This is a genomic window from Anaerocolumna cellulosilytica (assembly GCF_014218335.1).
Taxonomy (GTDB): domain Bacteria; phylum Bacillota; class Clostridia; order Lachnospirales; family Lachnospiraceae; genus Anaerocolumna; species Anaerocolumna cellulosilytica.
Genome location: NZ_AP023367.1, coordinates 3,176,783 through 3,190,805, shown reverse-complemented (window position 1 = coordinate 3,190,805; position 14,023 = coordinate 3,176,783). Strand labels below are relative to the sequence as shown.

11 protein-coding genes are annotated in these 14,023 nt (G+C 38.0%); all 11 read left to right on the top strand.

Translation table 11 applies throughout. The features are described 5' to 3' along the window. The first annotated feature begins 17 nt into the window (after nt 1–17). The 11 genes from acsn021_RS13130 (at nt 18) to miaA (ending at nt 13,955) form a co-directional block, all read left to right on the top strand. Nucleotides 18–932 (top strand): carbohydrate ABC transporter permease, encoded by a 915-nt coding sequence (locus tag acsn021_RS13130; protein WP_184088436.1) that lies wholly within the window; start codon nt 18–20, stop codon nt 930–932. Between the two features lie 100 nt (nt 933–1,032). Continuing rightward, complete coding sequence (locus acsn021_RS13125) at nt 1,033–2,670, top strand: extracellular solute-binding protein (RefSeq protein ID WP_184088439.1); 1,638 nt, start codon at nt 1,033–1,035, stop codon at nt 2,668–2,670. A 103-nt stretch (nt 2,671–2,773) separates the two neighbouring features. Then, a complete protein-coding gene (locus acsn021_RS13120) occupies nt 2,774–4,261 on the top strand; it encodes an alpha-L-fucosidase (protein ID WP_243167735.1) in 1,488 nt (495 codons plus the stop codon). A 60-nt stretch (nt 4,262–4,321) separates the two neighbouring features. Continuing rightward, nucleotides 4,322–5,068: a copper homeostasis protein CutC gene (locus tag acsn021_RS13115; protein WP_184088442.1), complete on the top strand. Its 747-nt coding sequence runs from the start codon at nt 4,322–4,324 to the stop codon at nt 5,066–5,068. Nucleotides 5,069–5,290: 222 nt separating this feature from the next. Further along, complete coding sequence (locus tag acsn021_RS13110; RefSeq protein WP_184088444.1) at nt 5,291–6,139, top strand: TrmH family RNA methyltransferase; 849 nt, start codon at nt 5,291–5,293, stop codon at nt 6,137–6,139. Between the two features lie 109 nt (nt 6,140–6,248). Further along, a complete protein-coding gene (locus acsn021_RS13105; RefSeq protein WP_184088446.1) occupies nt 6,249–6,680 on the top strand; it encodes a hypothetical protein in 432 nt (143 codons plus the stop codon). 43 nt (nt 6,681–6,723) lie between these two features. Beyond that, the gene (locus tag acsn021_RS13100) at nt 6,724–7,347 is read left to right on the top strand and encodes a hypothetical protein (protein WP_184088448.1); all 624 of its coding nucleotides are present in this window, start codon (nt 6,724–6,726) and stop codon (nt 7,345–7,347) included. Between the two features lie 268 nt (nt 7,348–7,615). Continuing rightward, nucleotides 7,616–8,095 (top strand): ribonuclease HI, encoded by a 480-nt coding sequence (rnhA, locus tag acsn021_RS13095; RefSeq protein WP_184088450.1) that lies wholly within the window; start codon nt 7,616–7,618, stop codon nt 8,093–8,095. Nucleotides 8,096–8,148: 53 nt separating this feature from the next. Continuing rightward, nucleotides 8,149–10,836: a DNA mismatch repair protein MutS gene (mutS, locus tag acsn021_RS13090; protein ID WP_184088453.1), complete on the top strand. Its 2,688-nt coding sequence runs from the start codon at nt 8,149–8,151 to the stop codon at nt 10,834–10,836. A 20-nt stretch (nt 10,837–10,856) separates the two neighbouring features. Then, nucleotides 10,857–12,980, top strand: coding sequence for a DNA mismatch repair endonuclease MutL (mutL, locus tag acsn021_RS13085; RefSeq protein WP_184088455.1), 2,124 nt, complete (start codon nt 10,857–10,859; stop codon nt 12,978–12,980). A gap of 18 nt (nt 12,981–12,998) precedes the next feature. After that, nucleotides 12,999–13,955: a tRNA (adenosine(37)-N6)-dimethylallyltransferase MiaA gene (gene miaA, locus acsn021_RS13080; protein ID WP_184088458.1), complete on the top strand. Its 957-nt coding sequence runs from the start codon at nt 12,999–13,001 to the stop codon at nt 13,953–13,955. Nucleotides 13,956–14,023 lie beyond the last annotated feature (68 nt).

The following is a 14,023-nucleotide window of genomic DNA, read 5'->3' as shown; positions in this document are numbered from 1 at the left end:
ATAGGTATGAATGAATTATGAAAAAAAGAAAACAAAAAACGAAACGAACACGAGCAGATTTAATCTATGACATAGTTCTTTTTGTTGTGTTAACTTCCATTTTTATTATAGTAGCTTATCCACTTTATTTTATTGTGATATCATCCATCAGTGATCCCAAAGCCGTGGCCGGCGGACAGGTCGTATTCTGGCCGGTTGGGTTGTCCATAAAAGGTTATACGGAGGTATTTAAAAATAGTAAAGTAATTACCGGCTTTCTGAATTCCGTATTTTATACCTTTTGTGGCGTACTGATAAATCTGGTGGTTACCCTGCCAACAGCTTATGCCTTGTCAAGGGATAAGTTCAGTGGCAAAAAATTTGTAACATTCTTTTATATGCTCACCATGTTTGTCAGCGGCGGTATGATACCTACATATTTGGTTGTTAAAAACCTTCATTTGTTAGATTCCATGTGGTCCTTAATTCTTCCAGGAGCTCTTGGTGTGTACAACATGATTGTGGCGAGAACTTTTTTTAAAGCCAATATATCCCAGGAATTATATGAAGCAGCAGAAATTGATGGTTGTGGGCAGACACAATTTTTCTTTAAGATTGCATTGCCATTATCCAGCGCCATTATCGCTATTATGGTTTTGTATTACGGTGTCGGACATTGGAATTCCTATTTTTCTGCCTTACTTTACATCAAGACAGATGTAAAATTTCCTCTACAGCTGGTTCTGCGTTCCATATTGGTACAAAATGAAAGTCAGCTTGCCCAAACCGTAGCCACCGCAGCCCAGCAGGCGGCTTTGGAAGAAAAACGCCAGCTTACGGAATTGATGAAATACTCTTTGATTATAGTGTCCAGTATACCGGTTCTGATTCTATACCCATTGGTACAAAAGCATTTTGTTAAAGGTGTTATGATAGGTTCGGTAAAAGGTTGATAATAATTAAGCTGCTTAAAGTCAAAGTTACGTAGGTCAAAAACTGACTTAGGTTAAAATTGACTTAGGTATAAATTAAACTATTTAGGAGGATGTTGTTATGAAAAACAAAAAAGTAGTAGCATTGATACTTGCAGGAACATTGAGTATCATGACGGCGTTATCAGGATGCTCCACAAGAAATACGCCTGACAAAGATACAGTCGCAGGCGGTAAGACAGATACAGACAAAGAAGCGGTGGTTGACGAGTCTGGGAAAGTTAACGGTGTAATGTATGAAAAAGGGTTACCCATCGTAGATGCAGGAGATTATACTTTTTCACTCTTTGTAGACGATTCCAGTGAAACCGGAAAATACTATATGATGGATGAATTAGAGAAGCAGACAGGAATTACGGTGGATTTAAAGAATTATCCTTATGAGATTGCAAAAGAGAAGTACAGTCTGGATTTAAGTTCTGGTGATTATGCAGATAGTATCGGTGGCTGGACTATTACGGATACCGATATCCTAAATTATGGTGTTGATATGGGGACTTTTATTCCCTTAGAAGAATACTTTGAAAAATATTGTCCAAATATTACGGCAATTCTGAATCTGGAAGGTGTTAGGGATACAATGACAGCTCCTGACGGACATATTTATTCTATTCCTTATGTAACCGAAGCACCTTTAGTGGACTTTAATCCCTATATAAATACAAGATGGCTTAAAAATCTAGGACTGGAAATGCCTAAAACCACAGAAGAATTAAGAAATGTTTTAAGGGCTTTTAAGACACAGGACGCCAATGGTAATGGAAATCCTAATGACGAAATACCTTTTTCCTTTGATCCTGATAACAAGCATATAGGTTATCTTACCGGCTGGTTTGGAATGTCTCTTGATAAGTATGGATTTACCATGAAGGATGGTCAACTTACCTTTGGTGCCAATACAGAAGAATTTAAAAATGGTATCAAGTTCTTAAACAGCTTATATGAAGAAGGCTTAATAGATCCGGAAATGTTTACCCAGGATAAGAGTCAGTGGAAAGCAAAAGGAGCACAAGATCTCTATGGTGTATCCATGATGTATGCAAGTGGTGATATTATGCCTTATGATGCAGGGCAGACACCGGATTGGGACCCCCTTCCCGTATTGAGTGCTGAAGATGGTTCCACTCCGGTCTGGTTAAAGAGTTCTTATGGAACAACCGTCTATAAAAATCAGGTAGTTGTTACTGACAATGCTAAAGATCCGGCTGTTATATGCAGATGGTGGGATAATGTAATGGAACTTGAAAATTCTATACAAATTAACGGTGGTCCCCTAGACAAAGTAGTATTTAAGAATGATGACAATACCTATCGCCAGATTGACCTTACCACTTTATCAAGTGATGAACAGACCTTGTACAACTGGTCAAATCTTTGGCCACAATCATTACCAAAGTATTTACCTTCTGGCTTCCGTTTTAAGGAAGATGTAGTAAGTTTTCAGGAAAAACCTATTGTAGATGAGCAATATACACCATACTTAACAGCGGAAACGGTTCCTACATATTGGGTATCACAGGATAATACATCCACGTTATCAGACTATCAGACATCAATTACTAATTATCTTGATCAGAAAATGGCAGAGTGGATTTCGGGACAGTCCGATATTGATGCTGACTGGGAGGGTTATTTATTACAACTTGATAAATTAAACCTAAAGGAATATATTCAGATACGTGTAGATGCACTAAAATAATTATTAGAGAGTATTGCAGTTTAGTTCCTGTTAAAAGAAAGCTGGCAGGAACTGAACTGTCAGATAGAAAAGAAAATAGAAGCACACAGTTGGGAGTTTAAGGATGGCAGGCGAGACAATAAAGCAATCAGCAGAAAAGCAAATAAAAGATACAATAGAAGATAATAGGGATAGAGAAGCAGAAGTGTTACCTATAGATGAGGAAGAAGAGGCTGTATCTCTTCAGAAAGTCGGGACAGAAGAAATGATACAGGAGGGAGTTCATAATTACAGTAGTGCAGATAGTTATGTATGGCCCGCAGATGATAAGGTGGTACAAAAGCTAGAGTGGTTTAAGGATCAAAAACTTGCACTGATGATGCATTGGGGACCTTATTCTCAGATTGGAATTGTGGAGTCATGGGCTTTAAGCGATGCAGATGCTTATTGGTCAAGAAATTGTATTGATTGGGATGTTAGTGGTGAAGAATTCAAAAAGCAGTATTTTGATTTGAATAAAACCTTTAATCCAATACGTTTTGAGCCGGAAAAGTGGGCAGAGATAGCGAAAGAGGCAGGTATAAAGTATCTGGTTTTTACTACTAAGCACCATGATGGTTTTTGTATGTGGGATTCTAAGTATTCTGAGTACAAGACCACATCACCTGACTGTCCTTTTCATACTCACCGTTATGCGGATATTTGCTCTCATTTATTTGAATCCTTCCGTAAAAGAGATATAGGGATAGCAGCTTATTTTTCAAAGGCTGACTGGCATATTGACAGTTATTGGAGTGAAAGGTTTGACAGAGGCAATTATCAATATAGAGGTCCTTCCTATGATACATCAGAAAACCCTAAAGAATGGGAACGTTTTGTGGAGTTTACACAAAATCAGATATTGGAACTTGGCTCTAAGTATGGACAAATAGATATTATGTGGTTTGATGCAGGCTGGGTATGCAAAGAAAACAAACAGGATATAAGGCTTGGAGAAATCATTGAGAAGATTAGAAAGTTCCAACCTGGTATGTTATGTGCAGACAGAACAGTAGGAGGGGCCTATGAAAATTATGTCACACCGGAGCAGTGTGTGCCGGATGAACCATTAGGGATACCTTGGGAAAGCTGTATAACCCTAGGAACCTCTTTTTCTTTTGCTTATGAAGATACTTATAAATCACCCAGAGAGGTGGCAGGACTTTTAATAGATATTGTAGCCAAGGGAGGAAATCTGGCTATCAATGTAGGACCCCAGCCGGACGGCAGGCTGCCCCAGGGTGCTGTTAAGTCATTACTGGGACTTGGTGAATGGTTAAAGGTATATGGCGAGGCTATTTACGGAACGAGGGTATGTGCTCCATACAAAAAGAATGGTATTGCCTTTACGAAAAAGCAGGATAAGATATTTGCTTTGGAAACATTTGAGAAAGACACAGATGAAGTGCCTTCTCAGGTGATAATTCCGTATGAAGGAAAAGTTTCAAGAATCTATATGCTGGATTCAGGAGAAGAAGTGGACTTCAAAAAAACAGATACCGGATATTTACTGGAACTGCCTAAGTGGAAAAAGGAGAAGGCCCCTATAGCCAGAGTATATTGTATCGAATAAAGGTTTGTCTGAGACGGTTAAAGCTTATAGTATTATTTCAGGGAAAGGATTTTTATTACTTTGGAGAATTATATATTGGAATGTTGTGTGGACTCTGTAGAGTCTGCTCTTGCAGCTTCTAAAGGTAATGCAAACCGACTGGAAGTTTGCTCTGGATTAATGATTGGAGGTCTTACGCCTTCTGTCGCTTTATTTCAGCAGATTAGAAAGTACACAGATTTAAAAATAAATGTACTCATACGTCCAAGATTCGGAGATTTTTATTACACCGACTATGAATTTGAAGTAATGAAGCAGGAAGTTAAGATGTTTTTAAATCTCGGTGCAGACGGAATATCAGTAGGGTGTCTCAATACAGACGGTACACTGGATAAACAGAGGATGGAGATATTGGTAGAAGAGGCTGGTCTTATGCCGGTTACCTTTCATCGTGCCTTTGATGTTTGCCAGGAGCCAGAGCGAGTCTTGGAAGAAGTCATTGCTTTAGGAATTGAAGCAGTACTTACTTCCGGGCAAAAAAATACGGCTCTGGAGGGAAGGGAACTTCTGAAAAAATTGGAAGAGAAGGCCGGTGATAAAATTCATATCATTGCAGCAGGTGGTGTGAGTAAACCCATCATTAAAGAATTATGGCATGATACAAAGATAAAGTCGTATCACATGTCAGGCAAAAAAGTACGAAACAGCAGCATGGAGTATAGAAACAAACAAGTTAACATGGGATTTGCAACATGTAATGAGTATCAAATGTTTAGAACGGATCTAGAAGAGGTCAGACTGGCAGCAGAGTTATTGAAACAATTATAGGTATGGAATGAAACCGTTACGTATAACCTTAGGTGAAACGTGACGGTTTTTCTTATATTTTCTTGAGAGGAATGAATAATTCCTACCATATGAAAAGAAAAACATATTATATATATTTTTAATTGAAACCTTCTTGATTATTAAGTAATATATAGGTAAGCTTTGATGAAAAGCGGTCGTTTCATAATGAGTACCTATAAAAATAGTGAGAGAAGGTTTACAATGAGAAATGAAAGAATATATAAAAAAAATGCGGCATACCAGAAGTTTGAAGTCTTAAAATCAAATCGCAATAAAAGGTATAAATATAAGGAGTTTTTTGTGGAAGGGGTTAAGAATATTAATTCTGCCATAAAGAATAACTGGGATATTTGTTCCTTTTTATATACAAATGAAAAAGAACTGTCCATCTGGGCACAGCAGATTTTGAATACCACAAGCACAGTGGTTAATTATCAGCTTCCACTCAATTTAATGAAAGAATTAAGTGATAAAGAAGATACCTCGGAATTATTGGCAATTGTCAGAATGAGAGAGGATAATGCTGCGGAATTTCAACTATCAAAAAATCCAATGCTTGCTCTTTTTGACAGACCCTCCAATAGAGGGAATTTAGGAACGATTATTCGTTCCTGCGATGCTCTTGGAGTGGAAGGGCTAATTCTAACAGGGCATGGTGTTGACCTTTATGACCCGGAAGTAATTACATCCTCAATGGGGTCATTTTTTCGCATTCCTGTCATAAGAATGACAGATAATCAGAGTGTACTTGCATTTATTTCTGAATTAAAAGGTAAGTTTCCAGGTTTTAACACCATAGGAACAACAGCTCATAAAGAGTTTCCGATTTACAAGTTGAATTTGACAGGACCAATTATGTTTTTTCTTGGAAATGAAACGGATGGTTTGTCAAGAGTTTATAAAGAATGCAGTGATAAACTGGCTACGATTCCTATGGCAGAAGAGGCCGCAGCAACATCTTTTAATGTAGGTTGTGCAGCAACTGTTATGTTTTATGAAGCTATAAGACAGAGGAATTTGGAGACTGAATCATTCTTAGCAGGTTTTTGATATTTTTTCCTGATTCAAATATATAGTTTACCTTAGGTTGAAAAAATGGTATGATATTATGTTGAATGGTATGTATAAGCTTGTAAGAGCACTACTAAAGGAGCAAAGTATGGATAACTTTACTGGAGAATATAACAATATAGGAATACAATACGAAGATAGAGTGGTGAGAATAAAGGCAGATCAGGCATTGTATCAGTTTCTTTTAGAGCCCTCTTGTGGTTCCTATTTGCTGGCAAAGCACATATTGAAAGAATATAGGAGAAGATTTCATAAACCTTTACAAATTTCAGTTCATTCCTTAGCCATAGAAATTATTGCCCATGTATTTGTAGACAAGTTGTCAGTCAAAGTGAGTGGTTTTTTAGATAAAGTAAAGACTGATTTGAGAAAACCTGTGATTGCAGCAGTTAATTCCATTCATAGACATACTGAAATTATTGATTGCGGAGAAGAAGCGATTGATAATAACCGATTTATATGGGATTCATTGGAACCGTTTCATGCTATGATATATGCACTGGCAGGAGATGCTTCCTAAAGGCAGGATTTTTACAGGAACAATTTAACCAAAGGAGAAATACATGATTACAATAGATAAAACCAGTGTGATGAATTTAGAAAATGCAATTAGGGGTGCCAGAAATCCTATGAACAGTTGGGATAAAAGCGATAGTACATATGACGATAACGGCAAATATTTGCTAGGTGCAAATGACTTAAATCTTGCTATAAGATTATGCAGGGCAGGAAGTGACCACCGAAAGTTTATGAGACAGATTTTTGTGTCAGTAGATATAACAGCTCCATTATATTGGTGGAAGGAATTTGATACTTATAAGGTAGCGACTGCTGCTAATTCCACCAGTACCATGCACAAAATCCACAGTAAATCCTTTACGGAGGAAGATTTTAGTAATGATCAGTTAACCGGTGAATCGCAGGTATTTTTTAGCAAGATTGTGGAATATTTAGAGCAGTTAAGGGTTTTGTATAACGATACAAAGGATAAAAAATACTGGTATGATATGATACAGCTGCTCCCATCCGGCTACAATCAATTAAGAACCTGTACACTAAACTATGAAACACTTACAAATATATATCATTCCAGAAAAAATCATAAATTAAACGAATGGCATGTTCTATGTGACTGGATAACAGAGCTTCCCTATGCTAAAGAGCTTATTGTGAAAGAGGAAGCTTAACTTAAAAGGTTAAGGTCATTGTTATCTGCATAAATATAAGATGGTTTCGTTTGCAATTTTCTTTCGTTTTATGCTATAATGCTAGTAAAGAAGGGTGTGCGATGCATACCCTTTATTTCCGTGACAGAAACTGACAGAGAAGGAAAAGAGAAAAGAATATCTGCAGCAACAATGATTTTAAGAGTTGGAACTATTGGAATAAAAAGCAATTTCACACGCAAATCTGCGGCTTTAAGCAGTAGGTATCGGAAAGGACAGGCATTTATTTATGAAAGTAAAGATTTATACGGATGGTTCCGCAAGAGGAAATCCGGATGGACCCGGAGGCTATGGAACTATTATTGAATATATTGATAAAGCCGGAACACAGCATATCAGAGAATACGCAGGAGGTTACAAAAAGACAACCAATAACCGAATGGAGCTAATGGCTGCTATTATAGGGCTGGAAGCACTGACAAAACCCTGTGAGGTGGAATTATATTCTGATTCCCAATACCTTGTAAAAGCTTTTAACGAGAAGTGGCTCGAGGGCTGGATAAAAAAGGGTTGGAAAAGGGGGAAAAATGAACCGGTTAAAAATGTGGACTTATGGAAAAGAATTTTAAAGGCAAAAGAGCAGCACAAGGTTACTTTTATTTGGGTCAAGGGTCACGATGGACATCCCCAGAATGAACGTTGTGATGTATTAGCAACAACGGCAGCAGATGGAAACCAACTGGCAGATGATGTTATACAGGATATATAGAAATTAACTGTATTCATTCAGTAATGAAGGAAAATACGGAAGGAATGAAAAGAATGGCAGAATTAACACCAATGATGCAACAATACATGGAAATAAAAAGCCAGTATAAGGATTGTATCCTGTTTTACCGGTTGGGAGATTTTTATGAAATGTTCTTTGAAGATGCACTTGTTTGTACCAAGGAACTTGAAATCACACTGACCGGAAAGAATTATGGCCAGGAGGAGCGTGCTCCCATGTGTGGTGTGCCATACCATGCAGTGGAGGGTTATTTAAGCAAGCTAATCAGCAAGGGCTATAGAGTTGCAATATGTGAACAGGTGGAGGATCCGAAAGCAGCCAAGGGAATTGTACGCCGGGAAGTTATACGGATTGTTACACCGGGAACGAATTTAAGTCCCCAGGCTCTGGACGAAACGAAAAATAATTTCTTAATGGGGATTGTACATACCGTAAATGCATACGGAATTGCGACTGTAGATATTACAACTGGGGATTTTCTAGTAACAGAGGTTGATACAGAGAGAAAACTATTGGATGAGATCAATAAATTTAATCCCTCTGAAATTATCTGCAACAGTACTTTTATGGTAAGCGGAGTAGATATAGAGGACTTAAAAAACCGTCTTATGATAACGGTATCTGATTTAGAGCCCTGGTATTTTGATGATGAATCGTGTATTGCTAAGATAAAGAGCCATTTTAACGTATCTGCCCTGACAGGCCTTGGACTTAAAGATTATACCATTGGGACGATTGCAGCCGGTGCGGTATTACAGTACTTATATGAAACCCAGAAAAATTCACTAACCCATTTGACCAGGCTGACTCCCTATATTACAAGTTCTTACATGTTGCTTGATAGTTCTACCAGAAGAAACTTAGAGCTGGTTGAGACTTTAAGGGAGAAGCAAAAAAGAGGTTCTCTGCTGTGGGTTTTGGATAAGACAAAAACAGCTATGGGTGCAAGGCTATTAAGAAGCTATGTTGAGCAGCCTTTAATACATAAAGAAGAGATTAACGCAAGACTGGATGCAATAGAGGAACTTAACGGGGTTGTTATTACGAGAGAAGAAATTAGAGAGTACTTAAACCCCGTTTATGATTTGGAGCGTCTGGTTGGCAGAATCAGTTATAAAAGTGCCAATCCCAGAGATTTAATTGCTTTTAAGTCTTCTCTGTACATGATTCCTCATATTAAAAACTTGTTAACGGACACTTCTAGTGGCTTATTAACCAGTATACAGACAGAACTGGATCCTTTAGAGGATTTGTATGAATTAATTGAGAAGTCAATTGTTGAGGAACCTCCTTTGGCGGTTAAAGAAGGAGGGATTATAAAGGATGGTTATCAGGAAGAAATAGACCGTCTGCGCAAAGCTAAGACAGAGGGAAAGAATTGGCTGGCAGAACTGGAGACGAAAGAAAAAGAAAAGACCGGAATTAAAAACCTTAAGATAAAATTCAATAAAGTATTTGGTTACTATCTGGAGGTTACGAACTCTTATAAAAATCTGGTTCCGGAAAACTGGATTAGAAAGCAGACGCTGGCTAACGCAGAACGTTACACCACTACAGAATTAAAAGAGCTTGAAGACGTAATCCTTGGTGCGGAGGACAAGCTTTTTTCTTTAGAATATGAACTGTTTTGTGTGATAAGGGATACCATTGCCGGAGAGGTAGGCAGAATTCAGCAGACTGCCAAGGCGATTGCAAAGATTGATGTATTTACTTCCCTTGCTTTTGTTGCAGAGAGGAATAATTACACCCGACCGGATATGAATGAAGAAGGGATTGTGGACATTAAGGACGGCAGGCACCCGGTTGTAGAGCAAATGATATCCAATGATATGTTTGTAACAAATGATACCTATCTAAACAATAAGGATAAGAGGGTATCTATTATAACCGGTCCTAACATGGCAGGTAAATCAACTTATATGCGCCAGACGGCATTGATTGTTCTTATGGCACAGATAGGCAGTTTTATTCCTGCCGGCTACGGCAATATAGGCATTGTAGACAGGATATTTACCAGAGTGGGTGCTTCTGATGATTTAGCTTCCGGTCAGAGTACTTTCATGGTGGAGATGACTGAGGTGGCAAATATATTAAGAAATGCTACAAAAAACAGTCTTCTGATTCTGGATGAAATCGGCAGGGGCACCAGTACCTTCGATGGGTTAAGTATTGCCTGGGCAGTAGTAGAACACATTAGTAATCCGAAACTTTTAGGTGCTAAAACGCTTTTTGCCACCCATTATCATGAATTAACAGAATTAGAAGGTAAACTTGACAGTGTAAATAATTATTGTATCGCGGTGAAAGAAAATGGAGAGGATATTATTTTTCTTCGCAAAATCATCAAAGGTGGGGCTGATAAGAGTTATGGTATTCAGGTGGCAAGATTAGCCGGGGTACCAGAAGGAGTTTTAAAGCGGGCAAAAGAAATTGTTGACGAATTAAGTGAAAATGACATTGCTGAAAAGGCAAAAGCTATAAAAACAGGAAGGTCAGAAGAGGCTGATAGCAGTGCTCTTAAGGAGGCGGCAGCAACAGAAGAAGGTACTTATAAGTCTAAGAAAAGACAGAGTGACATTCCTGACCAGATGTCCTTATTCGATTATAACTCCGGAGATGATATTATGACTGAAATCAGGGAACTGGATCTTAATAGTTTAACACCTATGGAAGCTATGAATCGTTTGTACCAGTTGCAACAAAAAGTTAGAAACAGGTAGAAGATACCAGGAGGTGAACCATGTCTAAGATAACCGTATTGGATGAACATACTATAAATCAGATAGCCGCAGGTGAAGTAATTGAACGTCCGGCTGCCGTAGTGAAAGAGTTGGTGGAAAATTCCATAGATGCAGGCTCTAATGCTATAACTGTTGAAATAAAGGAAGGCGGAATGAGTTTAATCCGTATTACAGACAATGGTTCAGGGATTGATGAAGAAGATATGCCATACGTATTCTTACGTCATTCCACCAGCAAAATCCGAACGGCAGAGGATTTGTTAAAAGTCTCTAGTTTGGGATTCAGAGGTGAAGCTTTAAGCAGTATCGCCGCCGTTTCCCAAGTGGAACTGGTAACTAAAACAAGTGGTACCTTTACCGGGATTCGTTATCAGATTGCAGGCGGAGACGAAAAAAGTCTAGAGCACATTGGTTGTCCTGACGGTACTACTTTTATTGTGAGAAACTTATTTTATAACACACCTGCTAGAAGAAAATTTTTAAAATCCCCTGTTACAGAAGCAGGTTATATCAGTGACCTTATGGAGAGGCTTGCTGTGTCCCATCCGGGAATTGCTTTTAAGTTCATTAATAACGGACAGATTAAACTGCATACCTCCGGTAATAATAATTTAAAGGACATAATCTATAATGTCTATGGAAGAGATGTTACCAGTCATCTGCTGGAGATAACGGGCAAAAGCGGACAGACAGAAATGGTAGGCTATATTGCAAAGCCCATTGTTTCAAGAGGGAATCGTAATTATGAGAATTATTTTATTAATGGAAGATATATAAAAAGTCCGCTAATCAGTAAAGCGATTGAAGAAGCTTATAGACCTTATATTATGCTTCATAGATATCCATTTACTTCTGTCCATATCCGTATTGACACCCAGCTTATTGATGTGAATGTACATCCGGCTAAGTTAGAAATCCGGTTTAAAAATGGGGAAGAGCTATACCAGCTTATATACCATACCTTAAAAAATGCTCTTGAAGGCAGAGAGTTAATACCGGCAGTGACACTGACTAAGGAGAAGGAAGAAAAGAAAGAAGTAACGAAAGTACCGGAGCCATTTGAAGAAAATCGAAGAAAATTCAACAACAATGTCTCTAACAACCATGTGAAACAAGACATTTCAAACGACAATCACGTTGGAACCGCGCAAAAGCCTTATGTGAACAATGGAAAGACTTCCGCTATAATAAGAAATCCTTATGAATGGCAACAACGGAAGGACTCTTACGGTGGAAATATGGATGATAGTCTGGCTTTGCTAACTAGAGAAGAAAAAGAACAGGTTAAGACAACCGAAATCGGCTATTTGAACGAAGTAGTACAATCGGCACCTTTTCTTTTACAAGAAGAAATAAAAAATGTACAACAGAAGAGTGTAGTTTTACAGACCCCTGATGAAGGGGTGGAAAAAATTGACCATAAGGTTTCAGAACAAAAATATACAGAGGAAGTTATAAAAGAAGTGGTACCTTCGGCTGTTCAGAATACAAATGCTATTGATACACAGAAGGCTGAACAACTGGCATTTATTTCTGTTGAGGCAATGAAAAGTCATGAAATTATCGGACAGATCTTTAACACCTATTGGATTGTTCAATTTGGAGATAAGATGTTTTTAATTGATCAGCATGCTGCTCATGAGAAGGTATTATATGAGCGTATTATGAAGTCTCTTCGTGACAAAAAATATACTTCCCAGCTACTGGAACCTCCTATTATATTAACGTTAAGTCTTAGGGAAGAAGAGGCACTGAAAAAACATATGGAATCACTTCATAACCTAGGGTTTGAATTTGAAGAGTTCGGTGGAAAAGAATATGCCGTACGCTCCGTACCAAGTGACTTGTTTGGGTTGGTGCAATATGAAATATTAATTGAACTTATTGACGGATTAGTAGATGAGGTATATAATGAAACGCCTGAAATGATACTGGAGAAAATCGCTTCCATGTCCTGTAAGGCAGCGGTAAAAGGAAATCATCGTTTATCCCATGAAGAAGCGAGAGCGTTAATTGAGCAGCTGCTTACTCTGGAAAACCCGTATAACTGTCCTCACGGCAGACCGGTTATTATTTCCATGAGTAAATATGAAATAGAAAAGAAATTTAAGCGTATTGTTTAAAGATAAGAGGTAACGGCATTGGATGATATAAACAAAAAGCCTTTAGTAATACTGACCGGACCTACAGCAGTGGGCAAAACCGAACTTTCCGTAAAACTGGCAAAAGCAGTGAACGGAGAGATTATTTCTGCGGATTCTATGCAGGTATATAAGCAAATGGATATCGGAACAGCAAAGATAAAAAAAGAAGAAATGGGTGGAATCCCTCATTACCTGATTGATATATTAGAGCCCCAAGAAGAATTTAATGTTGTTAAATTTAAAGAATATTCCTTACAGGCTATGGAGGAGATATATGAAAAAGGAAAGGTACCAATCATTGTTGGTGGTACGGGTTTTTATATCCAAGCTGTATTGTATGGCATACATTTTGAAGAAAATGGCGAAGATACGGTATACCGGGTCAAGTTAGAGGAAGTAGCTAAAGAAATGGGAAGTGTATATCTTCATGAAAAATTAAAAGAAGCAGACCCCGCAGCAGCAGAAGCAATTCATCCAAACAATGTAAAACGTGTAATCCGTGCTCTGGAATATTTTGAACAAACCGGAAACAGGATTTCAGAGCATAATGAAGAACAACGGAGCAAGGTTTCACCCTATCGCTTTTGTTATTTTGTGTTAAACAACGACAGAGATGTTTTATATGAACGGATTAACAAAAGAATCGATATAATGCTTGAGCAGGGTCTGGTTGAAGAAGTGAAACGTTTACTAAAGAATGGCTGCACAAAAGAAATGGTTTCCATGCAGGGACTTGGATATAAGGAAATAATAGAGTATCTTCAAGGAAATTGTACTTTAGAAGAAGCAGTTTATTTGCTAAAAAGAGATACCAGACATTTCGCCAAGCGTCAGCTTACCTGGTTTCGAAGGGAAAAAGAAGTCAACTGGATACAAAAGAATGAATACGGGGATAAAGAAGACCTTGTATTAGAGGCATTGTTGTCAGAACTAAAGAAAAAAGAGATTGGATAGCAGTATCATAACCGGGCTTGTGATATACAATGGGCGTTATTTAAGATAGAAATAAAACCAAAATCCAT